Origin of the sequence: Streptomyces sp. WELS2, assembly GCF_013870595.1 — a bacterium.
In the GTDB taxonomy this organism is placed as follows: domain Bacteria; phylum Actinomycetota; class Actinomycetes; order Streptomycetales; family Streptomycetaceae; genus Streptomyces.
Window position 1 is genome coordinate 1 of record NZ_JACBWZ010000014.1, and the last position, 24,906, is coordinate 24,906.

Sequence of the window (24,906 nt, forward strand, 5' to 3'; positions counted from 1 at the left end):
TGCGCGGCCGTCGCTTCGGGCAGCCAGTACGAGCGACGCTGGAAGGCGTACGTGGGCAGGTCGACCGGCGCGGTCTCGGCGACGGCCGGGGACCAGTCGACCGGCACGCCGGCCACGAACAGCCGGGACAGCGCGGTCAGGAAGGCGTCCGGCCCGCCCCGGTCACGGCTCAGCGTGCCGGTGGCGACGCCGGGCCCGCCGGTCCGCTTGCGGGCCTGTTCCAGGGTCTGTTCGAGGGCGGGCAGCAGCACCGGGTGCGGGCTGACCTCGACCACGACGCCGTGTCCGTCCGCCAGCAGGGCGGCGGTGGCCAGGTCGAAGCGGACCGGCTCGCGCAGGTTGCGGTACCAGTAGCCGGCGTCGAGCTCCGTGGTGTCGTGGAGGAGACCGCCGGTGACCGCGGAGTAGTACGGGATGGTGCCCTGCCGCGGCCGGACACCGTCCAGTTCGGTGTGCAGCCGCTCGCGGATCGCCTCGACGTGCGGGGAATGGGAGGCGTAGTCCACGGGGACGGCGCGTGCGCGGATACCGTCCGCCGCGCAGGACTCGACGAGTTCGGACAGTGCCTGTGTGTCGCCGGACACCACGACCGAGCCGGCGGCGTTGACCACGGCGACCGTCAGCGCGCCGCCCCAGCGCGACACGTAGTCCTCGGCCCGCTCGGCGGACAGGGCCACGGACACCATGCCGCCCCGGCCGGTCAGCGCCACCAGCGCGCGGCTGCGCAGTGCGACGATCCGGGCCGCGTCGGACAGCGACAGCGCGCCCGCGACGTACGCCGCGGCGATCTCGCCCTGCGAGTGCCCGACCACCGCGTCGGGCTCGACACCGAAGGAGCGCCACAGTGCCGCCAGGGACACCATCACCGAGAACAGCGCGGGCTGCACGATGTCCACGCGGTCCAGCGGGGCACCATCCAGGACATCGGTCAGCGACCAGTCGGTGTACGGGGCCAGGGCCTGGGCGCACTCGTCCATGGCGGCCCGGAAGACGGGGTACGCGGCGTAGAGCTCCCGCCCCATGCCGACCCACTGCGCGCCCTGGCCGGGGAACACGAAGACGGTACGGCCCGGGGTGCCGGCCCGGCCGGCGGCGATCCGGGCGGAGTCGAGCAGGACCGCGCGGTGCGCGAAGCGGGTTCTGGTGGTGGCCAGCGCGTGCGCGACCTCGGCGTCGGTCAGGTCCGGGTGGCTGCGCACGTGTTCGTGCAGGCGCTCGATCTGCGCTCGCAGCGCCTGCTTGGTCCGCGCCGTGACGATCCACGGCGCGGGGCGGGCCTCGGGGGCGGGCCGGCGGGCCGGCGGCGCGGCCGGATCGGGCGCCTGCTCGACGATCACGTGCGCGTTGGTGCCGCCCATGCCGAACGACGACACGCCGGCGAGCAGGGGCGCGTCCGGCCGCGGCCAGGGGGTCAGATCGGTCTGGACCCGCAGCGCCAGTGCGTCGAGCGGGATGGCGGGATTGGGGGTTTCGTAGTTCAGGCTCGGGGGCAGTGCGCGGTGGTACACGCTGAGGACGGCCTTGAGCAGACCGACGATGCCCGCGGCGCCCTCCAGATGACCGACGTTCGTCTTGACGGATCCGACGCGCAGGGCACTGCCGGCGTCGCCGGGCTCGGCGGGGTCGCGGTAGGCCGCCGCGAGGGCGGCGGCCTCGACGGGGTCGCCGACGGCGGTGCCGGTGCCGTGCAGCTCCACGTACTGCACATCCGCGGGACGCACGCCGGCGCGGTCCAGTGCCTCGCGGATGACCTGTTCCTGGGCCTGTGCGCTGGGCACGGTCAGGCTCTGTGTGGCGCCGTCGTGGTTGACCGCGCTGCCCCGGATGACCCCGTAGACGCGGTCCCCGTCGGCCAGGGCCCGGGCCAGCGGTTTCAGCACGAGGAAGGCGCCGCCCTCGCCACGGACGAAGCCGTTGGCCCGGGCGTCGAAGGTGAAGCAGCGGTCGTCCGGGGACAGGCCGCCGAACTCCGCCGCTCCCTGCTCGCGGGCGGCGGTCAGGTTGAGGTTCACCCCGCCGGCCAGGGCGAGCGCCGACTCGCCGCGGCGCAGGCTCTCGACCGCCAGATGCACCGCGACCAGCGCCGACGACTGGGCGGTGTCGACCGTCATGCTCGGTCCGCGCACACCGAGGAAGTGCGAGACGCGACCCGCGATGACGCCCCGGTTGGTGCCGGTCAGCGTGTGCGGTGTGATGTGTCCGGGGTAGGCCAGGGATGTGTAGTCCTCCCACATGGAGCCGACGAACACCCCGGTCGGGCCGCCCGTCAGCGTGTCCGGCACGATCCGGGCGTCCTCCAGGGCCTCCCAGGCGAGTTCGAGCATGAGCCGCTGTTGCGGGTCCATGCCGACGGCCTCACGGGGGGACACACCGAAGAACGCCGCGTCGAAGCCGTCCACCCGGTCCAGGTAGCCGCCGTGCCGTACACCCTGCCGGCCCACGGGAGGCGCGGTGATCGCGTCTGCCCCGTCGCACAGCAGCCGCCAGAACGCCTCCGGATCGGGGGCTTTCGGCAGCCTGCCCGCCATTCCGATGACAGCGACACGGTCAGCGTCCGAGTCCAAGGGGAAGCGCATCACATCGACACCTCGTGAGCCGGGGAACGAAGGAAGGCGGGGTGCTTCCGTAGCAGTCCCCACGGTGCGGTTCCGGCCGCGCGAGCGGCCTGAGCGTCGAGCACGCGAGCAGCCCTGCGACCCGGCCGGGTCCGAATCCGGACTCGACCGCGCTTCGGGCGTCTGGATCAGTGGAGCGGTTCTCGAAAGCGACAGCGTTGGCGATCTTCGAGTGAGATGCACTGGTGAGCTGGGTGCATGGGGCCGAAGTGAAGATCGGCCCGCCGCGGAGACGAGCATGGCAGCAACATCACGCCATCACCAGAGGTCAGGCCAAGGCTGTCTCAAACGCAGCACATCACAACGGCACATGCCTGATGACAAAGGCACTGTGGCCAAATTCGTACCATGCCCCATGAAAGACGTCGTTTCTTACGGACGGCCCGGCGCGGTGTCCGCCGACGGATCCGCCGGTGAGCCTGCCGGTGCGGTCGCGGAAGTCCGTCCACGCCCGCACCGCCACGACCGGGCCGGGTTCAAGGACACCGTCGACGCCGCCAGGGACAACGCCCTAGAATCCCCATTCGCACACGCCCGGAAGAACGTCCTCGACCGTCGTCCGGCCACCGCGGAACCTCCGCACGGCGATCACCACCCGGATCGAGCGAACCGACCACCGGCACCGCCGACAGCTCCGGCCGAACCGTTTCACCCCCATCGACTTCGAGACGATCGCGAGGCGCCACCGCCCCGGCGGCACAAGCCACACCACTCCGGCGGCACAAGACCCCAGCTGTCACCGATCCGTGCGTCGATCCGGCCATCAGCGCCCGGAACCCGACGCCCCGGCCCTGGTGACTTCCGATCAGGAGGCAGTGATGCAAGCCACGTTCCCCTTCACCACACCTCACCACCTCGACAACGAGCCCGAAGCCGAGGCTCTGCTCGCGCAGGCTCCGGTCGTCCTCGCGACGATGGGTCCGGCAGACGTCTGGCTCGCCCTTTCCTACAAGGCGGTGCGCCAGGTGCTGAGCGACAGCCGGTTCAGCCGGGAGGCGGCCACACTTCCGGGCAGCCCGCTGAAACTGTCCGTCGCCGCCGACCCGTTGCTGGTCTCCAGCCTGGACGGCGAACGCCACGCCCGCCTGCGCAAGCTGATGTCGCAGGCGTTCAGCCCACGCATGGTCGATCAGCTCGAGCCACGTGTGCAGTCCATCGTGGACGCCTTGCTCGACGACCTCGATCCCACCGCGGACCTCGTGGCAGGTCTGTGCGCTCCACTGCCGTTGATGGTCATCTGCGAGCTGCTCGGCGTGCCCTACTCCGAGGCCGAGGCCATCCGCAGATGGACCAGGCGGCTGTTCGTCACGGACATCACCCCGGACGAACTGCGGGCCGCGCAGGGCGAGATGCAGGACTGGCTCGCCGATCTGGTACGTCAGAAGCGGGCCCGGCCGGACGACGGGTTGATCTCGGCGATGGTCGCCGCCAACGACGAGGGCGACCACCTCACCGAACCCGAACTGCTGGCCAACCTCGAGGGCCTGCTGATCGCCGGCCACGAGACGACTGTCAACCAGCTGGGCAACTCGTTCCTGACCCTGCTGCGCCACCCGGACCAACTCGCGCTGCTGCGGTCGGCACCGGACCTGGTCGGACCGGCGGTCGACGAACTACTGCGATACAGCCGGCTTTTCACCTCGGCCGAGGTCCGCGTCACGACCGAGCCCGTCGAACTGGACGGCGTCGAGCTGGGGGCGGGCCAACCGGTGCTTCCGGTCATCGTCGCGGCCAACCGCGACCCCGGTGTGTACCCGGATCCCGGCCGCTTCGACATCACCCGCGAAGGACCGGCGGCCCACCTCGCCTTCGGGCACGGGCCGCACTTCTGCCTCGGCGCGATGCTGGCCCGTCGAGAGATGCGGGTGGCGATCGGGTCCGTGGTGAAACGGTATCCGGGACTCCGCCTCGCCGTTGACGAGTCCGAGCTCACCTACGTACCGGAACTGGTCTTCCGCGGTCTGCGGGAGCTGCCGGTCACTTGGTGATCCGTGATCCCTGAAAGCAGCTCCGTTCCGACGTCGGAGTGATGGACGGGCACACACCGCGATACGGCCGGTGACCGTGTCGCGGTGGCCGGAGTGCCCGGACAGCACCCGCACCAAGGACTCTCACCATGCGGTGGGACCCACCAGATACCGGCAGTGCGCCACCCGGAGGAGGGCGACGCCCTCGTGTGGCGTGAGGCGCGTGGTCGCGGCGTGCCACCGGAGCCGGCTCCTCCTGACGAAGAGCGGAGCGCACCGGTCCCTTTCAGAGCCCACGCGCTGCGCGCCGGTGGGACAACGGCTCCGGGCGGCGCCCGGCGCTTGCTGCGCGAGTGCCGCCCGGAGCGACGTGAAGGCGAGGAAAGCGAGAAGACTTGACCGGTAGAAGAATGGAGAAGGAAGCCCTTTCATGGCCTCGCCGCGGGTAACGCTAGCACTCAGCCGGGGATCAGGTCGCGTAGATTCTCGACGGTGATGACGCGGGAGTCCGGGTGCAGTGCCTCGGGGCGTTCGAGACCGATGTAGGTGACGGGCCCGTCCGGAACCGGCCCTCCGTCCCACAGGTCAACTGCCGTGACGCCGTCGGACATCAGGTCGACGAGGTAGCGCACCGTGAGATATTCGCGTTCCACGATGGCGCGCACCAGCGTGGACACCGACGCCTGGTTCTCCTCGACCCGGTTGGCCGACGAGATGCCCCGCAGATAAAGGTGCAGCCACTTCGCGCGCCAGCGGCCGTCGTTCTCACGCCGGAACACCAAGGGCACCGCCACCCGGCCCGCCCCACGCAGTTCCGACTTCATCCGCACCGTTCGTGGTTCGAACGGCCGGCCCTTCTGCTCGCCGTCGCGCAGCATGAATCCGAAGAAGGATTCCTCGGCCTCCTCGAAGCCTTCGCCGGCGAAGATGTTGACCTGCGGAGCGACGAAGGCGGCGCGTATCCGGTCCAGGGACAGATCGATGAACTCCGAGGCGCCGTCGGGTGCTTCGGTGATATCGCCCGAGTGCCGGCCCCCGACCGCGCCGAGGGAGGTGTAGGAGAGCCAGGAGTCGGTGCTGTAGTCGGCTTCGAGCAGCAGGGCCGAGAGGTCGTAGTCGGTTCGTCTCTCGGTCTGCTTCCAGTACACGAAGAAGCGCAGCCGCTCGCCTTCGACGGCCGCGACCGTACCCCGCGGCAGCACGCCGAGCCCGGCCGGGGCCGTCCTGCCGCTGAGCGGAAGCGCCACGTCGAAGACGTCGGGATCCACCAGCAGCCGGCCCGGCGCGGGGAGCCTGCGGCGTATCTCGGTGTCGAGGGCGGCGATCAGACGGTCGCGGTCGGCGGCCGGGACCGGTGGGCGGTCGTCGGGAGCGACCCAGCCGTGGCCGCGGCGGTTGACGAAGACCCGGGGTCTGCCGCTCTCCTGCTCCCGGTTGTGGAAGTGCTCACGGACCGAGAGCACGACCCGGCCGGAGACCTCGGGAGCTACCCGCACCGCGGCCTCCACCACCGCGTCACGCTCGTCCTGGCCGGCGGTGACGCGCAGCAGGAGGTCCAGCGACCGGAACAACTTGCCGGGTGCGGACGACAGCAGACGCACGGCGCCCATGACATCGGACGCGGCGAGCAGCTGCTCGGCACGGCTGTCGAAGGACCGGGCCTGCTTTTCGCCTCGTGCCACGGCGAACACCTCGGCCGCGTGCGGCCGGCGCGGGTACTCGTGCGGGTGCAGACGCTCGCCCAACCGCTTGAACTGCTCGCGGTAGGCGGGTACGTCGGCCAGCTTGGCGGGATTCTCCGCGACCACGGTGTCAAGGCCCGTGAGCAGCGCACGGCGCACCGCCCGCGGCAACGTCCGGAACCGGGTCGGTTCCCGCAGCGTCACATCTCCGCCCGAGAGGGCGCAGGCCAGTCGCAGCACGTCCACGACGGTGTCCAGCAGGAGGTCGGCGCCGGCGGTGAGACGGGCCGCGTTGATGACCGCCCGGTTCTCCCGGACCGGAATCGACTCCGGCCGGGGGCCGAGTGCGCACCGCTCGGCGAGGATCTCGAGGTCGCTCAGGTGCTCCTCGGCCAGTGGTGTCGGGCTTGCCGCCAGGGCCAGGTACAGGTCGGTGAGTTCGTCGTCCAGGTCCCGCCCGAGGTGCAGCACGGTCACCCGGTCGCCTGCCGAGGCGACCAACTCCTCCTGCACGGCGAGCATTTCCTCGTAGGTGTGCTGGTAGCGTCCGTAAGCGGGCAGACTGAGCAGGTCCAGCGGCCCGTTCGCCGGCTGTCCGCGCACGTTTTCGCGCGCCCCTTCGTCACCGAGGGCCGCCATCACGCACCGCGTCCAGAATTCCTCGGTGTCCGGCACGTTCGCCGGAAAGTCGATGAAGTAGGAATTGTGCCGGACGTGGTCCCCCACCATCTCGCTCACGGTGCGCAGCACCCGCTTGGCGGTGTGCACGACGGCGGGCTCGGAGATTCCGGAGAGCCGCTCCAGCAGTTGCGCCGAGAGTTTGAAGCCGACGGACATCAACGCCGCGTCGAACTGCCGTGCGGCGGCGGCACCTTCACCGGCCGCGCCGCGGGGGGCGGGAACGCGGTACGTGTGCCGGATGACCAGTGCTTCGAGACCGTGCGCCATGCACGGATGATCGCAGAGTTGCGGGAACCGACGCATCGGAGTTTCCGGTCCCGGCGGCCGGCTCCCCGAACCGGTGCGGATCTGCGTCGACGCCACCAGCGTCCAATCGCACAGCACCGGGCCCCGGAACTGCCCGTGGCTCAAGATAGGGAACGGATGTGTCCGTGTTCGGCCCGAGGCCAGGCCCGGTCCTGCACCTGGCAGCTGTGAAAACGCTGAGGTCTCGTCGAACTCCGTGCTCTGCAACGGGATTCACGACGGCAGTGGCGTACCGGCATGGACGTAGACATCGCCCTTGGCGATGTCGTCGACCTCCTCGGCCGGTACGGCGGAGAAGCCGGCCAATCGCAGGATCCCGATCAACGCCGTCTGCATGAGCAGAACGACCTCGGCATGATGTTTCCATTCCGGCGCCGCCGGATCCTGGCGTTCTGTGACTGCCTTTATGCCGGCCTCTGCCAGACCGGGCGCGCTCCAGCGAACATAGAGGCCGCCGGCGTGATCACCTTGATAGTCGTCGACTTCCACCCGGGCACCAGGCCGTTTCGGCACTTCAGGACGCTCAATGCACGCGGGAATACCGGCACGGTGCAGTTCCCGGCAGACCTGGGCCGCGAGTTCAGGCCCGGCGGCGACGCTGCGTTCCGAGGCGAACGGCCCGTGTGCCTCGACTTCGGCTCGCCTCTCGGGGTCTCTGTTCTTCAACGAGCCATCTCCTGATCCCCTTGCCTGGCAGTGAGCTCTTTCAACGTTGCCGCTCAAGAATGAGGCCGGCGGCGGCGCTTGACCAGAGGCGGTTCGGACTGCAGCGGGCATGGCGGGGGATCCGCCATGAGTTGAGTTTCGCAACGCTAGTCGGCCCTGCTGTCGCCGACGCGGTCGCACTCGGCGAGTGTGACGTCGAGCAGGGAGTGGTCCGGGGCGGTCTTCCGTCGGACCCGCAGCAGTCCGGGCGCCCGGCGTGGTCAGGTGGTCGATGACGGCGGTGCGTAGGCGTGAGCCGAGCCGACGGATATGCCGAAGCCGGCGGCGATCCGCGTGAGCGGTTCGTGCCGACGGAGGTGGACGAGGCCGACCAGAGCCCGCTGGTGAGGCGGGAGTTTGCAGCGGCGGTCACCCTCATGGGTGACGATGAGCATGTGGATCGGCTTGGGCGGTGAGGCTGATGCGGCGGGAGGAGGAGCGTCTCTGCTCATGATGCGCCGACTTGAGTTGAGCGAAGGCCCGTTCGCCGGGAGCTCGGAGTCGGGCGTGGGCGCTGCAACCGGCCCAGTGAGCGCTTCAGCGCTGCCTCTCCACCGCCAGGATCGCGGCTGCGATCGACGTACCGCTCCCCCGTCCGCCCTTCGTCCACCCGCTGGTCACCCAGGCTCCGGCGCCTTGGGCGGCGGTGGCCCTCGCGGGTGAGGCGTGAGGCAGGTCGAGTGCGGCAGATCACGGACCAACGCGGCTCCTGTGCCTGTGCGGTGAGACCTCGGACCCCGACGGCACGGGAGCCTCGGGCGTCGCGGGCGCCGAAACCGGGAACTCCCGTCCGGAAAACGAGGAGGCCGCGCGACCGGTTCCCCGGACCGAAGAATGTTCAGTCGATGCAGAACTCGTTGCCCTCGATGTCCAGCATCGGGATGCACGACTCGTTTTCCTCATCGGCGTACAGCGTTTGCACGTGGGTCGCACCGAGCGCGACCAGCCGCGCGCACTCGGCTTCGAGCGCGGCGAGGCGCTCGTCCCCCACGAGCCCGGTGCCGACCCGGACGTCAAGATGCACCCGATTCTTGGCGGTCTTGCCTTCCGGGACGCGCTGGAAGAACAGGCGCGGGCCCACGCCCGAGGGATCACTGCAGGCGAACCATGCTCCCCGCTTCTCAGGAGGCAGGGTGCGGTTGAAGTCGTCCCAGGTGCTGAACCCCTCGGGGGGCGGCGGCGTGACGTACCCCAGCACTTCACACCAGAAGCGAGCGAGTCGCTCGGGTTCCGCGCAGTCAAAGGTGACTTGGAATTTCTTGATCTCCGACATCGGCGCACAGTACCTCGTACCAGGGGCGCCCTGCCGCTCATTTCCGTGGAGGTGTTCTTCGCCGGACGGTGCCGTCAGTCCGCTCGTTCGCGGGCGGTGGGCGGGCGCCCCCACGTGGCCAGGGCCCTGAGGGGTGTGCTGCGCCCGCGGTCCGGCACCGTCCACAGTGTCTGGCCCCGCACGCCCCACCCCTCCAGCAGGGTGTTGGCCGCGAGGAAGCCGCTCGTGGCGGCGCGTTCCATGAGGGCCACGGGCAGGCCGGTGCGGACCAGGTCACCCGCCACGACCAGCCGGGGGTGCGGGGTGCGGACGGTGGGGCGGTCGCCGTAGCCGCCCACCGGGAACAGGGGACAGTCCTCGTGCCATTCGTGGCGGGCGTCGAGGACCGTCGCCGGGCGGGTCTCCGGGTAGACGCGGCGCAGTTGTTCCAGCAGACGCTTTTCTTCGGCGTCCCGGTCGGCTCCGGGCGGTACGGCGTAGGCGTGGAGTTCGACGACGGAGCCTCCGGTGCGTCCGCTCCAGCGGGCCGCCTCGTCCTCGTAGCGTTCCAGCACGCTGATGTTGTCCAGGGTGCCGAAACCGCTGGTGCCGAGGAAGCCGGGCCGGTCGTGTGCGACGGGCCGGTCCAGCCACAGCCTGCTGACGAGGAAGGGCGGGGCGGTCCGCAGCCGTCCGATCCGCTCGCGCCAGGGCGCGTCGCCCAGCTCTCCGCAGCGGCCGGCCAGTGAGCGCAGCCCGGCGGTGTCGAGGGCGAGGACGATCGCGTCGTAGCGGCGCTCGTCGCGGCCGGTGGCGGTCACGAAGCCGCCGTCCCGGGTGGGCGCGATGTGCTCGACGGCTGTTGCGGTGCGCACCTCGGTGTGGTGCCGGGTCAGGTAGCGGGCGAGCGGATCCCACAGCGCGGCGGGGAAGGGGGCGCGGGGCACGTCGAACAGCAGTCCCTCGGCGGAGCCCAGGAAGTAGATGTGGAACATGAGCGCCATCTCGGCCGCCGACAGTTCCCGCGGGTCGGCGAAGAAGCTGCGGGAGAACACCTCGAAGGCCAGGTGGCGGGCGCTGTCGGGGAAGCCCACGGCGTCCAGGAGGTCGTGGGCGCTGGTGCCGTCCAGGCGGTCGTACACCTCCGGCACGCGCACGTCGAGCAGGGTCAGGGCCGTCCTCGGGTCCATCGCGCGCAGGTCCGCGAACCGGAAGGACGGGCTGAGCGCCACGAAGCCGAGCGCGCTCAGCGGCGGGGTGCGCGGGACGTGCCGGAAGCTGTCGCGCAGGCCGGTGGCATGGCGGAGCGGGTAGTCCGGAAGTCCGGTGAGCCGCTCCAGGGCGGGGTCGGTCCGGCGCAGCAGCCCGCGCAGGTTGTAGTACTGGCGGAAGAACGCGTGGAAGCCGCGGCTCAGGGTCGCCGTGGTGCCGTCGCATCCCACGCAGCCCAGGGCGAGCGCGCCGGCGCCCGTCGCGAGAACCGTGCGCCGTGTCGCTGGCTGGGGCATGTCAGACCTCCGTACAGACGTACATATCCATGGATAACGGACGTTCCGCATCGTCTCAGCGCTCGGTCGGCGCACGCCCGTACCGCGCGGCTGACTAGGCTGGACGGACCAAGAACGAAACACGCACGTCAGCGAGGAGCAGCGCCGTGGCGGTACGAGCGGTCCGGGGAGCCGTCCAACTGGAACGGGACGACGCCGGTCACATGGCGGAGCAGGTCGGCGCGCTGCTCACCGCCGTCCTCGAACGGAACGGGCTGACCGCCGACGACCTGATCAGCATCTGGTTCACGGCCACGCCCGATCTGCACAGCGACTTCCCGGCCGCCGCCGCCCGCCGGCTCGGCATCGTCGACGTCCCCCTGATCTGCGCCCGGGAACTCGACATCGAGGGCGCCATGCCCCGGGTCGTACGGATCCTCGCGCACGTCGAGTCGGACAAGCCCCGCGCCGACATCTCCCACGTCTACCTCGGCGCCGCCGCGGCCCTGCGCAAGGACATCGCCCAGTGAGAACCGCCGCGTGGACGAGGAGAACGGGACGACACCGATGGCGACGGAGTACGGACACGGGTACGCCTACCGCAGCGAGCGGCCGCACCGGCTGCCGGCCGGGCTGCGGGCGCCGTTCGAGGCGCGCACCTGGCGGGAGTTCGGGTATGTGCTGCTGAGCCTGCCGGTGGCGATCGTGCTGTTCTGCTGGACGGTGACGATGGTCTCCCTCGGCGCGGGCCTGCTGGTGACCTTCCTCGGCATCCCGGTGCTGGCGGCGGCGCTGGCCGGCTGCCGGGGCTTCGGGGTACTGGAGCGGGCGCGGGCGCGGGCGTTGCTGGGCCTGCGGGTGGCCGACCCGGAGCCGCTGCGTCCGCTCAAGCCGGGCCCGGTGGCCTGGACGGGAGCGGTGCTCAAGAGCGGCTCCTCCTGGCGGCAGGCGCTGTACACGCTGGTGCAGTTCCCGTGGGCGGTGTTCTCGTTCTCGGTGGTGGTCACCTTCTGGAGCCTCGGCTGGTCGCTGCTGACGTACCCGCTGTGGTTCTGGGTGTTCCCGGTGTACGCGGGCCAGGGCGGTCTCCAGCTGTACGGCGACGGCCACCACAGCGTCTACCTGGACAACCCCTTCGAGATCGGTCTGGCCGCGCTGGTGGGGCTGGTGCTCACGCTGGCCGGCCCGTGGCTGGTGCGGGCCCTGACGACCGTGGACGGGCTGTTGGTGCGCGGGCTGCTCGGACCGTCGCCGCTGTCGGCGCGGGTGGTGGAGCTGGAGTCGGACCGGGGGGTCGTGGCCGACGCGGCCGCCGCCGATCTGCGCCGCATCGAGCGGGCCCTGCACGACGGCGCCCAGGTCCGGCTGGCCGGTCTGGCCATGGACCTGGGGCTGGCGAAGGAGAAGCTGCGGGACGACCCGCGGGCGGCGGCGCGGCTCGTGGACGAGGCGCACGGCGAGGTGAAGCTGGCCCTCCAGGAGCTGCGCGACCTGGCCCGGGGCATCCACCCGGCGGTCCTCACCGACCGCGGTTTGGACGCGGCGCTGTCGGCGGTCGCCTCCCGCTGCATGGTGCCGGTCCGGGTCGAGGTGGACCTCCCGGCCCGGCCGGCCCCGGCCATCGAGGGCATCGCCTACTTCACCGTCTCCGAGCTGCTGCGCAACGTCGGCGAGCACAGCGGGGCCCGGACCGCCTCGGTGGACGTGTGGCGGGCGGACGACCGGCTGCTGCTCCAGGTGACCGACGACGGCGTGGGCGGCGCCGACCCCGCCCGGGGCTCCGGGCTGGCCGGCCTCGCGGCCCGGCTGGACGCGGTGGACGGTGTCCTCGTGGTGGACTCCCCACCCGGCGGCCCCACCCGGGTGACAGCGGAACTGCCCTGGCGCGGCTGAACCGTCTTGGCGGGGCGGGCCGGTGTAAACGGTCCCGGGGTGGCGGCGCCCGTGTGACCCGCCCCGGCGTCGCAAAGCCCGTGTGACCCGTCCCGGCATGGCGGGGCCACCCAAACCGTCCCGGCAAGGCGGAGCCCGTCGCCCGCGCCGATCCGGCGTCTCGGAGCCCGGGCACGGCCGGCCCCTGGCATACGGCTGTGGGTGAAGGGCCCGTCCGCTCCCGGATCCTTCCCGGGTGAAGCCGACGGCCCACCGTTCCCGGTGCGTCCCGGTTGCGATCTTTCCCCCGGTACGGCGGCGCCGCGGCGCGATCCCTGGAATGCTGGTCTTCCGTAGGACGGCGGGCGGCCGGGGCGGACGCCGCCGTGACGGATCGCGCTGGGGAGACCGGAAGATCGTGGAGGACAGGGTGCGGGTGGTCATCGCCGAGGACTCGGTGCTGCTCAGAGAGGGCCTGACCCGGCTGTTGACCGACCGCGGGCACGATGTCGTGGCGGGCGTCGGGGACGCGGACGCACTGGTGAAGACCATCGCCGACCTGGACGGCCGGGGCGAGCTGCCCGACGTGGTCGTGGCGGACGTACGGATGCCGCCGACGCACACCGACGAGGGCGTCCGGGCGGCCGTGACGCTGCGCCGGACCCACCCGGGGCTCGGGGTGCTCGTGCTGTCGCAGTACGTGGAGGAGCGTTACGCCACCGAGCTGCTGGCCGCGTCCAGCCGGGGCGTGGGCTATCTGCTCAAGGACCGGGTCGCCGATGTGCGGGAGTTCGTCGACGCGGTGGTGCGGGTGGCCGAGGGCGGTACGGCGCTGGACCCGGAGGTGGTCGCGCAGTTGCTCGGCCGCAGCCGCAAGCAGGACGTGCTGGCCGGGCTGACCCCCAGGGAGCGCGAGGTGCTCGGGCTGATGGCGGAGGGCCGGACGAACTCGGCGATCGCCCGGCAGCTGGTGGTGAGCGACGGCGCCGTGGAGAAGCACGTCAGCAACATCTTCCTGAAGCTCGGCCTGGCCCCGAGCGACGGCGACCACCGGCGGGTGCTGGCCGTGCTCACCTATCTGAACTCCTGAGACTCCTGAGACTCCTGAGGACTCCTGAGGACTCCCGAGGACTCCCGAGGCGGCACCGCGTACGGGAGGCCCCGCGGACGCCGGGCCGCCCCGCAAGGGCTGAGCGGCGCTTGAGCGGTGCCGGACATGTGGGGAAGCCGGCACGACAGGCCCTCTCGAAATGTCATCCAATCCTCGGATGCCCTCGGGAAGGCGACCCTGACCGACGTAGGGTTGATCCTGGGATGGTCCGTGGGACGACCAAGCCCCGGACAGCCGCCTCGAAGGAGGTCCAGTTCAGTGACCAGCCAGGTCAGCAGCCCAGCGGAGCAGGCCGACGGAACCGCCGTGGGAGAGCAGCGCAAACCGGGCGACGCGAAGGACGTGCGGCGCCTGGACCGGGTGATCATCCGGTTCGCGGGGGACTCGGGTGACGGTATGCAGCTCACCGGCGACCGGTTCACCTCGGAGACCGCTTCTTTCGGCAACGACCTCTCCACACTCCCCAACTTCCCCGCGGAGATCCGTGCCCCCGCCGGCACGCTGCCCGGGGTGTCGTCCTTCCAGCTCCACTTCGCCGACCACGACATCCTCACCCCCGGGGACGCGCCGAACGTCCTGGTGGCGATGAACCCGGCCGCCCTGAAGGCCAACGTCGGCGACCTGCCACGCGGCGCGGAGATCATCGTCAACACCGACGAGTTCACCAAGCGCGCGCTGCAGAAGGTCGGCTACGACAGCGATCCGCTGCACGACGGCTCGCTCGACGGCTACCACCTCCACCCCGTCCCGCTGACCACCTTGACCGTGGAGGCGCTGAAGGAGTTCGACCTCTCCCGCAAGGAGGCCGAGCGCAGCAAGAACATGTTCGCGCTGGGTCTCCTGTCGTGGATGTACCACCGGCCGACCGAGGGCACCGAGAAGTTCCTGAAGTCGAAGTTCGCGAAGAAGCCCGAGATCATGGCGGCGAACATCGCGGCGTTCCGGGCGGGCTGGAACTTCGGCGAGACCACGGAGGACTTCGCGGTCTCCTACGAGGTCGCGCCGGCCGCCAAGGCCTTCCCGGTGGGCACCTACCGCAACATCTCCGGCAACCTCGCCCTGGCCTACGGCCTGATCGCCGCCTCCCGCCAGGCGGACCTGCCGCTGTTCCTGGGCTCGTACCCGATCACCCCGGCCTCGGACATCCTGCACGAGCTGTCGAAGCACAAGAACTTCGGGGTGCGCACCTTCCAGGCCGAGGACGAGATCGCGGGCATCGGCGCGGCGCTGGGCGCGGCCTTCGGCGGCTCCCTCGCGGTGACGACCACCTCCGGCCCCGGTGTCGCCCTCAAGAGCGAGACGATCGGCCTGGCGGTCTCCCTGGAGCTGCCGCTGCTGGTGGTGGACATCCAGCGCGGCGGCCCCTCCACGGGCCTGCCGACCAAGACCGAGCAGGCCGACCTGCTCCAGGCGATGTACGGGCGCAACGGCGAGGCGCCGGTGCCGGTGGTCGCCCCGCGCACCCCGGCGGACTGCTTCGACGCGGCGCTGGAGGCGGCGCGGATCGCGCTGACGTACCGCACGCCGGTGATGCTGCTGTCGGACGGCTACCTGGCCAACGGCTCCGAGCCGTGGCGCATCCCGGAGCCGGAGGAGCTGCCCGACCTGACGGTGCGCTTCGCGCAGGGCCCGAACCACACGCTGGCCGACGGCACCGAGGTGTTCTGGCCGTACAAGCGCGACCCGCAGACCCTGGCCCGGCCGTGGGCGATCCCGGGCACCCCGGGTCTGGAGCACCGCATCGGCGGCATCGAGAAGCAGGACGGCACGGGCAACATCTCCTACGACCCGGCCAACCACGACCTCATGGTCCGCACCCGCCAGGCCAAGATCGACGGCATCGACGTCCCGGACGTCGAGGTCGACGACCCGCACGGCGCGAGGACCCTGGTGCTGGGCTGGGGCTCCACCTACGGCCCGATCACGGCGGCGGTACGGCGGCTGCGGGCGGCCGGCGAGTCGATCGCCCAGGTCCATCTGCGCCACCTCAACCCCTTCCCGCGCAACCTCGGCACGGTCCTGAAGGGCTACGACAGGGTGGTGATCCCGGAGATGAACCTCGGGCAGCTCGCGACCCTGATCCGGGCGAAGTACCTGGTCGACGCCCACTCCTACAACCAGGTCAACGGCATGCCGTTCAAGGCGGAACAGCTCGCCGCGGCGCTGAAGGAGGCCATCGATGACTGACGCCACCAACGGGCTGCTCCAGCTGGTCCCCAAGGCCGAGGCCAAGCAGTCGATGAAGGACTTCAAGTCGGACCAGGAGGTGCGCTGGTGCCCCGGCTGCGGTGACTACGCCATCCTCGCGGCCGTGCAGGGCTTCATGCCCGAACTGGGCCTGGCCCGGGAGAACATCGTCTTCGTCTCCGGCATCGGCTGCTCGTCCCGCTTCCCGTACTACATGAACACCTACGGGATGCACTCCATCCACGGCCGCGCCCCCGCCATCGCCACCGGCCTGGCCACCTCCCGCCGCGACCTGAGCGTCTGGGTCGTCACCGGCGACGGCGACGCCCTGTCCATCGGCGGCAACCACCTCATCCACGCCCTGCGCCGCAACGTCAACCTGAAGATCCTGCTGTTCAACAACCGGATCTACGGCCTGACCAAGGGCCAGTACTCCCCCACCTCCGAGGTCGGGAAGATCACCAAGTCGACGCCGATGGGCTCGCTCGACGCCCCCTTCAACCCGGTGTCGCTCGCGCTCGGCGCCGAGGCGTCCTTCGTCGCCCGCACCATCGACTCCGACCGCAAGCACCTGACGGAGGTGCTGCGCGCCGCCGCCGCACACCCGGGCACCGCGCTCATCGAGATCTACCAGAACTGCAACATCTTCAACGACGGCGCCTTCGACGCCCTGAAGGACAAGCAGCGCTCCGAGGAGGCCCTGATCCGGCTGGAGCACGGGCAGCCGATCCGGTTCGGCGCCGGGGGCACGCGAGGCGTCGTACGCGACCGGGCCACCGGCGACCTGAAGGTGGTCACCGTGACCCCCGACAACGAGGCGGAGATCCTGGTCCACGACGCCCACGCCGCGTCCCCGACCACCGCCTTCGCCCTGTCCCGCCTCGCCGACCCGGACACCCTGCACCACACGCCCGTCGGGGTGTTCCGCTCGGTCGACCGGCCGGTCTACGACACCCTCATGACCGAGCAGCTCGACACCGCCGTGGAACAGCGCGGCAAGGGCGACCTCGCCGCGCTGCTGGCGGGCGGCGACACGTGGACGGTCGTGGGCTGACCTTCCCGCCGACTCACGAGGCCCGGGACCGGACGTCCCGGGCCTCGTCATATGTCCGGCCGGTGTCCCGGGCGTCGTCGTACGCCCGGCGGGCCGCATCGACCCGGTCCATGCGGTCCTGGGCCCACCGGGTGAGGGCCCGCACCTGCTCCGCCGCCTCGCGGCCGAGACCGGTGAGCGAGTAGTCGACGCGGGGCGGGATGACCGGCTTGGCGTCCCGGTGCACCAGTCCGTCGCGCTCCAGGGTCTGCAGGGTCTGGGTGAGCATCTTCTCGCTGACGGGCCGGCCGCCGGCGGCGCCGACCGCCCGGCGCAGCTCGCTGAACCGGTACGACCGCTCCAGCAGCTCGTTCAGGACGAGGACGCCCCAGCGGCTGGTGACGTGTTCCATGACCAGGCGGTGCGGGCAGAGCGCCTCCGCCTCCCTCTTGCTTACCGTCATGCCAGTACCTTACTTCAAAGTGGGTACTTTCTCATCAACAGCGCCTCCCGTACGGTCAGTGCCATCAGGACATCGCACCCAAGGAGCGCAACCATGAGCATCGTCGTCACCGGAGCCACCGGACACCTCGGCCGTCATGTCGTGGCCCAGTTGCTGGAGAAGGTCCCGGCGGAGCGGATCACCGCCGTCGTCCGGGACGCGGCGAAGGGCGCCGACCTCGCCGCGCGGGGCGTGCGGCTGGCCGTCGCCGACTACGACGCGCCCGAGACCCTGGAGGGCCTGTTCGCGGCCGGCGACAAGGTCCTGCTGATCTCCGGCAACGAGGTCGACAAGGACCGGGTGGCGCAGCACACGGCCGTCATCGACGCGGCGAAGGCGGCCGGTGTCGCGCTGCTCGCCTACACGAGCGCCCCGGGCACCCTGACCGCCGCGCTGGCGGACACCCACCGGGCGACCGAGAAGGCGCTGCTCGCCTCCGGTCTGCCCTACACCCTGCTGCGCAACGGCTGGTACCACGAGAACTACACCGAGCTCCTGGCGCCGGTGCTGGAGCACGGCGCGGTCGTGCAGGCCGCCGGCGACGGCCGGGTCTCCTCGGCCGCCCGCGCCGACTACGCCGCCGCCGCGGTCGCGGTGCTGACCGGCGAGGGCCACGAGAACACCACGTACGAGCTGGGCGGCGACGAGGCGTGGAGCTTCGCCGAGTACGCGGCCGAGCTGAGCCGGCAGACCGGCCGGGAGATCGTCTACCGGCAGGTCTCGGTGGCGGACCTCACCGGCATCCTGACCGGCGCCGGGCTGCCCGCGCCGCTGGCCGGGATCCTGGCCGGCGTGGACGCCTCGATCGCCGAGGGCGAGCTGGTCGTCTCCTCCGGCGACCTGTCCCGGCTGATCGGCCGCCCCACCACCCCGCTGGCCGAGGCCGTCACGGCCGCGCTGAAGAACTGAGCCGGCGGCGGGGCCGGCCCGGCCGAGGGGCGGCTCGTCCACCCCGCCCTCCCCTGTCATGACCGTATTACCAATACGAACATGACACCGGAGGGCGTCCGGCGCTACCTTCGTGCTCGCGTGTCCGCACCGGGCACGCGAGCGAGAGGGAGGGGCCGGTGGCCGGGAATTCCGAGGGTGAACACCGCATAGGCCTGCTGAACGGCTTCGCCGCCTACGGGATGTGGGGCCTGGTGCCCCTGTTCTGGCCCCTGCTGAAACCGGCCGGGGCCATGGAGATCCTCGCCCACCGCATGGTGTGGTCCCTGGTGGTGGTCGCCGTCGCGCTGCTCGTCGTGCGCCGCTGGGCCTGGGCCGGGAAGCTGCTGCGCCAGCCCCGGCGGCTCGGTCTGGTCGTGGTGGCGGCCGCCGTGATCACCGTCAACTGGGGCGTGTACATCTGGGCGGTCAACGCGGGCCACGTCGTGGAGGCCTCGCTCGGCTACTTCATCAACCCGCTGGTCACCATCGCGATGGGCGTGCTGATCCTCAAGGAGCGGCTGCGGCCCGCGCAGTGGGCGGCGGTCGCGGTCGGTCTCGCCGCCGTCGTCGTGCTCACCGTCGGCTACGGCCGCCCGCCGTGGATCTCCCTCTGCCTCGCCTTCTCCTTCGCCACCTACGGGCTGGTGAAGAAGAAGGTCGACCTCGGCGGGGTGGAGTCGCTGGCCGCCGAGACCGCGATCCAGTTCCTGCCGGCGCTGGGCTATCTCATCTCGCTGGCCGTCCAGGGGGACGCCACGTTCGCGACCGAGGGCGCCGGGCACTCCGCCCTGCTCGCCTCCACCGGCCTGGTCACCGCCGTGCCACTGGTCTGCTTCGGCGCGGCGGCGATCCGGGTGCCCCTGTCCACGCTGGGCCTGTTGCAGTACCTGGCCCCGGTCTTCCAGTTCCTGCTGGGCATCCTCTACTTCCACGAGGCCATGCCGGCCGAGCGGTGGGCCGGGTTCGCGCTGGTCTGGCTGGCGCTGGTGCTGCTCACGGCCGACGCGCTGCGCTTCTCCCGGCGCCCGCGCCGGCTCCCCGAACCGTCACCCCTCACCACCGGGACACCCTCGTCGGCACCCGCGGACGCCTGACCGGGGCGGGAGTACCACGGGTACCAGGGGCGGTACGGGTACTACGGGCGCCGGGGTAGGTACTACGGGTACTACGGGCAGGCTCCGGAGCGGTCAGGCCTGTGCCGCCTTGGCCGCGCGGTCGGTCAGACGGACCATGCGGGCGCGGGCGGCCTCCAGCGGGCGGGGATCGTCCGCGGCGGGGCCCGGCTCGGCGCCGAGGTCCGTCCACAGGTCGATCAGGTCACGGCCCAGCCGCAGGCCCTCCTCCGGGTCGCGCACCGCGCGCCAGGCGGTCGCCGCGCTCTGCAGGTTGCCGTAGGCGGCGTGGCCGTCCTGGGCCTCGTGGCGCAGCCGGGCCAGCTCCAGCGACAGCCGACAGGCGCGCACGGGGTCGTCCGCCAGGTAGGCGATGTACGCGGACAGCTCACGCACGTGCAGCACCTCGGCGTGGTGCGGGCCGAACACGGCGGAGGCCTCGGCGAGCGTCCGTTCGGCCAGCTCCGCCGCCGTGTCGATACGGCCCGCGCGCACGGCCTCGTTGATCCGGCCCATCGGCTCGGCGAGCAGTTCCGCGCCCTCGGCGGTCTCGGTCAGCGGGCCGTCCCCGAGCACCTCCTCGGCGACCGCGTCGAAGCCGCGGGCCGGGGTCTGCGCGGGGGCGGGCTCGTCGAAGGGCAGGCCCAGGCCCGCGTCCCCATCCGCTCCCGAGGCCGAACCCGCGGCCACACCCGTGCCCGCGTGCCGCGTGTCGGCGGGCGCGGGCCGCGTGTCCGTCGCCGGCGGAGGACCGGACGGGCCGGCCGGCGCCTGCGGGGTGCCCGGCATGGTGTGCGCCGCGGCGGCCGTGTCCGGTGTCCCGGGTGCGGTCAGCCGGACCGGTTCGCCGGTCACCCGGCTGGAGCCGTCGGCCGCGACCTCCAGGGGGACCACACAGCCCGCGAGGTCGTCGTGGACGGTGGCGTGTATGGGCGCCCCGACGCTGATGGCCAGGCTCTGGAGGCGGTTCAGGACGGCCTGCTGGATCCCCTCGCCGGGCGCCGTGGCGACCGGTACCCCGTCCACCACAGCGCTCTCCGGGCCGTACACCCGGACGGGCACCGCCGCCGGGTACCCCACGGTCCGCGGCGCCCGCTTCTTCTCGAAGCTGAGTCCCATCGGTGTCCCTCCACTCCCCGGCGTCGCGATCCGGTCCTGCGCGTCCTGACCACCAGTGTGTCGGCTGGCCACGGCTGCCGGGTCACCGCGACGTCACAGCCTCGCACCAGCGACCCCTGGCGCGAGTTGATTGCGTGTGCATAAGATGCACACGCACCTTGTTCGTGGCACGACCCGACGCATCTGGGGGACCCCATGAGCCGCCGCTTTCTCTTCGTCCTGGGCAGCGCCCGCGCCGAGGGCAACACCGAGCTGCTGGCCCGCCGGGCCGCCGAACAGCTCCCCGCCGACGTCGAACAGCACTGGATCGACCTCGCCGGGCAGCCGCTGCCCGACTTCGAGGACCTGCGGCACGACAGCGACCACGTACGGCCGCCCTCCGGCACCCCGGCCGGACTGCTGCTGGACGCCACGCTCGCCGCCACGGACATCGTGATCGCCTCGCCGGTGTACTGGTACTCGGTCTCCGCCCAGACCAAGCGCTACCTGGACCACTGGTCAGGCTGGCTGCGCACCCCGGGCCTCGACTTCAAGGCGAGGATGGCCGGCCGCACCCTCTGGGGCGTCGCCGCACTCGCCGACCGGGAGCTGTCCGTCGCCGACCCGTACGCCGGCACCCTGCGCAACTCGGCCGCCTACCTGGGGATGCGGTTCGGCGGGGTACTGCTGGGCAGCGGCAGCAAACCGGGCGACGTCCTGACCGACACCGGGGCGCTGACCCGCGCCAAGACCTTCTTCGCCCAGGACGCGCCCCTCGCGCGCTTCCCGTACGAGACCGCCGGCGCCGCCTGAACCCCCGCCACCGGCCGCCCGCCCCTAGGCGGTGATGTCCTTCGCCGTGAACCGCGCCCAGGCCGCCGAGCCGAACACGGCCGCGTACAGCCCCTGGAGGCCGAGGTCGCGCAGCAGGTCGTCCCAGTAGACGGGATCGCGCATCAGGTCGGCGAACGACAGCCAGTAGTGCGAGAAGAGGTACGGCTGCACCGCGTGCAGCTGAGGTATCTGGTCCACGATCTGCACGGTGATGAGCAGGCCGACCGTGGTCGCCATCGCCGCGATGCCGCTGTTGGTGAGGGTCGACACGAACAGGCCGAGGGCCGCCACCCCCACCAGCGACGCCGCGACGACCAGGGCGATCAGCAGCGCGCGGGCCAGCCCCTCGCCGAGGCCGATCCGGGTGCCGGAGATCGTCGTCAGCTCGCCGAGCGGGAACAGCAGCGCCCCCACGGCCAGCGCCGAGACCGCGACCACCAGGGTGGCCAGCAGGCAGAAGGCCAGCACGGTCGCGTACTTGGTGAACAGCAGCCGGGTGCGGCCGGACGGGGCCACCAGCAGATAGCGCAGGGTGCCCGCGCCCGCCTCCCCGGCGATCGCGTCGCCGGCCACCACACCGACCGCCATCGGCAGGAAGAACGGCAGGGTCGCGGCCAGCGCGGTGAACACCAGGAACAGTCCGTTGTTGGTGATCTGCGCGATGAAGGCCGGGCCCTCGCCGCCCCCGCCACCCGCCTGCCCGCCGCCCCGGGTCTCGATCCGCACCGCGACCCCGACCAGCACCGGCACCGCGGCCAGCACCCCGAGCAGGGCGAGCGTGCGCCACCGCCGGACGGTGGTGACGAGTTCGCTGCGCAGCAGCCCGAGGGCCCACAGCGGATTCGGCCGGCGCACGGCGGCGGCCCCCGTCGAGCGGTCAGCCCGCGACATCGAAGCCCTCCCCGGTCAGCGCCACGAACGCGTCCTCCAGCGAGGCACGTTCCACGGTCAGGCCCCGGACCCGGACCCCGGCGGTGACCAGGGCCGCGGTCACCTCGGCGAGGTCCCGGCCGGGCGGTTCGCCGGTGACCCGGTCGCCGTCGGCGGTCACGTCCCCGACGCCCAGTTCCTTCAGCACCCGGGCCGCCTCGGCCGGGTCCGGGGTGGTCACGACCAGCCGGCCGCGCGCCCCGGACGCCAGCTCGGCCACCTCGCCCTGGACGACGAGCCGGCCCTGCGCCATGACCGCCGCGTGGGTGCACACCTGCTCGATCTCGTCCAGCAGGTGCGAGGAGAGGAAGACGGTCGTACCGTCCGCGGCCAGCTCCCTGATCAGGGTGCGGATCTCCCGCATGCCCTGCGGGTCGAGGCCGTTGGTGGGCTCGTCCAGCACGAGCAGCCGGCGCGGCCGGAGCAGCGCGGCGGCCAGGCCCAGGCGCTGTTTCATGCCGAGCGAGTACGCCTTCGCCTTCTTGCCGGCGGCCGCCGTCAGGCCGACCCGGTCCAGCGCGGCGGCCACGCGCGCGTGCCGGGTGCGCGGGTCGGCGGTGGGGTCGGCGGAGTCGTAGCGCACCAGGTTGTCCCGGCCGGAGAGGAAGCCGTACAGAGCGGGGCCCTCAATGAGGGCCCCGACCTGCGGAAGGACCGTACGGGCCGCTCGCGGCATGGGACGGCCCAGCAAACGGACCGTGCCCGCGGTCGGTTCGATCAGGCCCATCAGCATCCGGATGGTGGTGGTCTTGCCGGAGCCGTTCGGGCCGAGGAAGCCGAAGACGCTGCCCGCCGGGACGGTCAGGTCGAGACCGTCCACGGCGAGCTGTCCGCCGCGGTAGCGCTTGGTGAGCCCGCGTGTGTCGATCACGCTCGGCGGGCCGGCGTGCGGCAGGCCGCCGCGCTCGCGTTCGTCCATCGGCTTCCCCTCGTCCGTCGGTCCCTGGGGGTCACTTCCCCGCGTCGGCCGCCTTCACCAGGGTCTCCTTCGTCACCAGACCGGCGTACACCTTGCCGTCGTCGGTGATCAGGGCGTTGACCAGGCGGGTGGAGAAGACCGTGCCCTTGCCGAACCTCCCGGTGACCGGGTCGCCGAGCGAGCCGAGGAAGCCGCCGAGGTCGCCGCCCTGGCTACCGGTGGGCAGGCCGCCCTTGGCGCCGGTGTCGGCGGTGGCGACGGACGTCCAGCCCTTGCCGAGGACGTCCAGCCCGCCGAGGCCCCCGGCGAGGTCCCCGCCGTGTTCGGGGGCCGGGGTCTTGGCCGGCGCGTCCTTCTCCTCGGTGACCTTCGCGCCCTTCGGCGGGGTGAAGTCGAAGGTGGAGGCGGCCGGCCGGTCGAACGAGACCTGGGTGAAGCCGGCGTCGACCACCGCGGCCCCGCCACTCCTCGGGGTGAGCGTGAACTTCAGCGGCATCCAGGTCTTCGCGTCCACGGCGATGCTGATCGCGCCGACCGTGGTGCCGGACTGCCGGGGCCTGATCAGCAGCTTGTAGGCGTCGCGGCCGGCCACCTGCGCGGTGCCGTCGACGGTGACGGAGGTCGTGTCGTCCACCGCCTTCAGCGCCTCGTCGGCGAAGTCCTTCGGCGTGGCCGGCGGCTCGGCGCGGCGCTCCTTGCCGGTCCGGGCCCCGGTGGAGTGGTAGACCTCGTTGCTCTTGCTGTCGTAGCCCCAGACGTCCTTGCCGTCGTGGATCAGGCTGTACTCGGCGCCGCGCTCCAGCAGCGACACCTTCTGCCGGTCCGGGCCGTCGGCGGCGACCCGCAGGGTGTGCATGCCGGACGCCAGCTCGGTGAGCCGGGACCGCGGGTCGGCGGAGGAGCCGTCGCCGGAGCCGCCGTGGTCCGCGCCGGAGAGCAGGCCGTTCTCCAGGCCGCCGAGGTCGGGCAGGCCGAGGTCGGTGGTGATCTTCACGGTGCCGGACAGCCGCTGCACGTCCGACTTGGCCATCTTGTCGACGAGCTGCTGCGCGGTGATCTTCGGCAGGTCGGGGTCGCCGGAGTCGGCGAGTGCCGGGACGAGCCCGATCGTGGCCGCCGCCACCCCCACCACCGCGACGGGAACGGCGTACCGGGCGGCCTTGCGCCGGCCGGGGCCCGGAGCCCCGTCCCGCGCGGCCCCCTCGTGCGCGGCGCCCACTGCGTCGTCGGATTCGTACGGTGCCATGTGTGCCCTACCTCCGTCGTCGGCGGCGGCTGTTCTCACGCTGGTCAACCCTGAGCCGCCATTCTCACCCGAATCGATGAGTTGTGGTGATGCGTGCGGTTTCCATAGGACCAAATCCGCCGTGCGGAAGCGTCACCCCTCGGAGGCAACTGCGCCTACGCCTGCGGTATGACACACGACGGCCGCGTCAGCCCGCGACCCGTAGGGGTCGTAAGGGAGGCCACCCCCATGTGAGGGACGCCGGGATCCGGCCACGGAAGGGACACCGGGGTCCGGCGGGCCATGCGGGGGTCCGTCGGGAGTCGTACGGCTGTACGGTCGTACGCCGGTCGAGCCGGGGAGGTACGACGGCTGGCCCGAGTGGCCCGGGCCGGGTCAGCCGGCGCGGTGGACCACCGCGTCGCACAGTTCGATCAGCGCGGCCTTGGCGTCGCACT

At 71.8% G+C, this 24,906-nt stretch carries 19 protein-coding genes and 1 pseudogene; 9 read left to right on the top strand and 11 right to left on the bottom strand.

Features of this window, described 5'->3' with window-relative positions; all coding sequences use genetic code 11:
* On the bottom strand, positions 1 to 2,528 hold a 2,528-nt coding region (locus H5J33_RS01905; RefSeq protein ID WP_258564819.1), incomplete at its 3' end, for a type I polyketide synthase.
* 905 nt (positions 2,529 to 3,433) lie between these two features.
* Here H5J33_RS01905 and H5J33_RS01910 point away from each other — a divergent pair.
* Complete coding sequence (locus H5J33_RS01910) at positions 3,434 to 4,603, top strand: cytochrome P450 (protein WP_181793031.1); 1,170 nt, start codon at positions 3,434 to 3,436, stop codon at positions 4,601 to 4,603.
* Positions 4,604 to 5,040: 437 nt separating this feature from the next.
* On the opposite strand, the gene H5J33_RS01915 is transcribed toward H5J33_RS01910, so the two are convergent.
* The 5 genes and pseudogenes from H5J33_RS01915 to H5J33_RS01935 all read right to left on the bottom strand — a co-directional run bounded on the left by H5J33_RS01915 (position 5,041) and on the right by H5J33_RS01935 (position 10,716).
* Entirely contained in the window at positions 5,041 to 7,212 is a 2,172-nt protein-coding gene (locus H5J33_RS01915) for a hypothetical protein (protein ID WP_181793032.1), read from the bottom strand.
* A 252-nt stretch (positions 7,213 to 7,464) separates the two neighbouring features.
* Positions 7,465 to 7,917, bottom strand: coding sequence for a hypothetical protein (locus H5J33_RS01920; RefSeq protein WP_181793033.1), 453 nt, complete (start codon positions 7,915 to 7,917; stop codon positions 7,465 to 7,467).
* 149 nt (positions 7,918 to 8,066) lie between these two features.
* Positions 8,067 to 8,351 (bottom strand): annotated as a pseudogene (locus tag H5J33_RS01925) (transposase family protein); the annotation flags it as partial.
* A gap of 443 nt (positions 8,352 to 8,794) precedes the next feature.
* Positions 8,795 to 9,229, bottom strand: a complete 435-nt coding sequence (locus tag H5J33_RS01930; RefSeq protein ID WP_181793034.1) for a VOC family protein — start codon at positions 9,227 to 9,229, stop codon at positions 8,795 to 8,797.
* A 74-nt stretch (positions 9,230 to 9,303) separates the two neighbouring features.
* On the bottom strand, positions 9,304 to 10,716 hold the full coding sequence (locus tag H5J33_RS01935) for an FAD-dependent oxidoreductase (protein ID WP_258564820.1): 1,413 nt from the start codon (positions 10,714 to 10,716) through the stop codon (positions 9,304 to 9,306).
* A gap of 146 nt (positions 10,717 to 10,862) precedes the next feature.
* On the opposite strand from H5J33_RS01935, the gene aroH reads away from it, so the two are divergent.
* The 5 genes from aroH (at position 10,863) to H5J33_RS01960 (ending at position 16,919) form a co-directional block, all read left to right on the top strand.
* Positions 10,863 to 11,225 (top strand): chorismate mutase, encoded by a 363-nt coding sequence (gene aroH, locus H5J33_RS01940; protein ID WP_181793036.1) that lies wholly within the window; start codon positions 10,863 to 10,865, stop codon positions 11,223 to 11,225.
* A 37-nt stretch (positions 11,226 to 11,262) separates the two neighbouring features.
* The gene (locus tag H5J33_RS01945) at positions 11,263 to 12,588 is read left to right on the top strand and encodes a sensor histidine kinase (protein WP_181793047.1); all 1,326 of its coding nucleotides are present in this window, start codon (positions 11,263 to 11,265) and stop codon (positions 12,586 to 12,588) included.
* 409 nt (positions 12,589 to 12,997) lie between these two features.
* The gene (locus H5J33_RS01950) at positions 12,998 to 13,657 is read left to right on the top strand and encodes a response regulator transcription factor (RefSeq protein WP_309485288.1); all 660 of its coding nucleotides are present in this window, start codon (positions 12,998 to 13,000) and stop codon (positions 13,655 to 13,657) included.
* A 279-nt stretch (positions 13,658 to 13,936) separates the two neighbouring features.
* On the top strand, positions 13,937 to 15,865 hold the full coding sequence (locus H5J33_RS01955; protein ID WP_181793038.1) for a 2-oxoacid:acceptor oxidoreductase subunit alpha: 1,929 nt from the start codon (positions 13,937 to 13,939) through the stop codon (positions 15,863 to 15,865).
* A complete protein-coding gene (locus H5J33_RS01960; protein WP_181793039.1) occupies positions 15,858 to 16,919 on the top strand; it encodes a 2-oxoacid:ferredoxin oxidoreductase subunit beta in 1,062 nt (353 codons plus the stop codon). Before H5J33_RS01955 ends, H5J33_RS01960 begins: the two co-directional genes overlap by 8 nt.
* Positions 16,920 to 16,932: 13 nt before the next feature.
* Here the strand turns inward: H5J33_RS01960 and H5J33_RS01965 are convergent, their stop codons facing one another.
* A complete protein-coding gene (locus H5J33_RS01965) occupies positions 16,933 to 17,361 on the bottom strand; it encodes a helix-turn-helix domain-containing protein (RefSeq protein ID WP_181793040.1) in 429 nt (142 codons plus the stop codon).
* A gap of 93 nt (positions 17,362 to 17,454) precedes the next feature.
* On the opposite strand from H5J33_RS01965, the gene H5J33_RS01970 reads away from it, so the two are divergent.
* Together H5J33_RS01970 and rarD are read left to right on the top strand one after the other, a co-directional pair.
* Positions 17,455 to 18,309: an SDR family oxidoreductase gene (locus tag H5J33_RS01970; protein WP_181793041.1), complete on the top strand. Its 855-nt coding sequence runs from the start codon at positions 17,455 to 17,457 to the stop codon at positions 18,307 to 18,309.
* A gap of 158 nt (positions 18,310 to 18,467) precedes the next feature.
* Positions 18,468 to 19,424 (top strand): EamA family transporter RarD, encoded by a 957-nt coding sequence (rarD, locus tag H5J33_RS01975; protein WP_181793042.1) that lies wholly within the window; start codon positions 18,468 to 18,470, stop codon positions 19,422 to 19,424.
* A gap of 93 nt (positions 19,425 to 19,517) precedes the next feature.
* Here rarD and H5J33_RS01980 read toward each other — a convergent pair whose 3' ends face one another.
* Complete coding sequence (locus tag H5J33_RS01980) at positions 19,518 to 20,561, bottom strand: hypothetical protein (RefSeq protein ID WP_258564821.1); 1,044 nt, start codon at positions 20,559 to 20,561, stop codon at positions 19,518 to 19,520.
* A 195-nt stretch (positions 20,562 to 20,756) separates the two neighbouring features.
* Here H5J33_RS01980 and H5J33_RS01985 point away from each other — a divergent pair, with 195 nt between their 5' ends.
* Complete coding sequence (locus H5J33_RS01985; protein WP_181793043.1) at positions 20,757 to 21,353, top strand: flavodoxin family protein; 597 nt, start codon at positions 20,757 to 20,759, stop codon at positions 21,351 to 21,353.
* 24 nt (positions 21,354 to 21,377) lie between these two features.
* On the opposite strand, the gene H5J33_RS01990 is transcribed toward H5J33_RS01985, so the two are convergent.
* Genes H5J33_RS01990 through H5J33_RS02000 form a run of 3 tightly spaced genes read right to left on the bottom strand, consistent with a single transcriptional unit; the run spans position 21,378 to position 24,469 of the window.
* Complete coding sequence (locus H5J33_RS01990) at positions 21,378 to 22,265, bottom strand: ABC transporter permease (RefSeq protein ID WP_181793044.1); 888 nt, start codon at positions 22,263 to 22,265, stop codon at positions 21,378 to 21,380.
* The gene (locus tag H5J33_RS01995) at positions 22,252 to 23,223 is read right to left on the bottom strand and encodes an ABC transporter ATP-binding protein (RefSeq protein WP_181793045.1); all 972 of its coding nucleotides are present in this window, start codon (positions 23,221 to 23,223) and stop codon (positions 22,252 to 22,254) included. The genes H5J33_RS01990 and H5J33_RS01995 overlap by 14 nt, the downstream gene beginning before the upstream one ends.
* A 31-nt stretch (positions 23,224 to 23,254) precedes the next feature.
* On the bottom strand, positions 23,255 to 24,469 hold the full coding sequence (locus H5J33_RS02000) for an outer membrane lipoprotein carrier protein LolA (RefSeq protein ID WP_181793046.1): 1,215 nt from the start codon (positions 24,467 to 24,469) through the stop codon (positions 23,255 to 23,257).
* Positions 24,470 to 24,906 lie beyond the last annotated feature (437 nt).

What these genes read in the sequence shown, in the direction of transcription:
- H5J33_RS01985 (WP_181793043.1), top strand. Translation starts at nt 20,757, where the DNA reads ATGAGCCGCCGCTTTCTCTTCGTCCTGGGCAGCGCCCGCGCCGAGGGC.
- H5J33_RS01915 (WP_181793032.1), bottom strand. Translation starts at nt 7,212, where the DNA reads ATGGCGCACGGTCTCGAAGCACTGGTCATCCGGCACACGTACCGCGTT.
- H5J33_RS01965 (WP_181793040.1), bottom strand. Translation starts at nt 17,361, where the DNA reads ATGACGGTAAGCAAGAGGGAGGCGGAGGCGCTCTGCCCGCACCGCCTG.
- H5J33_RS01995 (WP_181793045.1), bottom strand. Translation starts at nt 23,223, where the DNA reads ATGGACGAACGCGAGCGCGGCGGCCTGCCGCACGCCGGCCCGCCGAGC.
- H5J33_RS01930 (WP_181793034.1), bottom strand. Translation starts at nt 9,229, where the DNA reads ATGTCGGAGATCAAGAAATTCCAAGTCACCTTTGACTGCGCGGAACCC.
- H5J33_RS01910 (WP_181793031.1), top strand. Translation starts at nt 3,434, where the DNA reads ATGCAAGCCACGTTCCCCTTCACCACACCTCACCACCTCGACAACGAG.
- H5J33_RS01960 (WP_181793039.1), top strand. Translation starts at nt 15,858, where the DNA reads ATGACTGACGCCACCAACGGGCTGCTCCAGCTGGTCCCCAAGGCCGAG.
- H5J33_RS01970 (WP_181793041.1), top strand. Translation starts at nt 17,455, where the DNA reads ATGAGCATCGTCGTCACCGGAGCCACCGGACACCTCGGCCGTCATGTC.
- H5J33_RS01990 (WP_181793044.1), bottom strand. Translation starts at nt 22,265, where the DNA reads ATGTCGCGGGCTGACCGCTCGACGGGGGCCGCCGCCGTGCGCCGGCCG.
- H5J33_RS01980 (WP_258564821.1), bottom strand. Translation starts at nt 20,561, where the DNA reads ATGGGACTCAGCTTCGAGAAGAAGCGGGCGCCGCGGACCGTGGGGTAC.
- H5J33_RS01945 (WP_181793047.1), top strand. Translation starts at nt 11,263, where the DNA reads ATGGCGACGGAGTACGGACACGGGTACGCCTACCGCAGCGAGCGGCCG.
- H5J33_RS01935 (WP_258564820.1), bottom strand. Translation starts at nt 10,716, where the DNA reads ATGCCCCAGCCAGCGACACGGCGCACGGTTCTCGCGACGGGCGCCGGC.
- H5J33_RS02000 (WP_181793046.1), bottom strand. Translation starts at nt 24,469, where the DNA reads ATGGCACCGTACGAATCCGACGACGCAGTGGGCGCCGCGCACGAGGGG.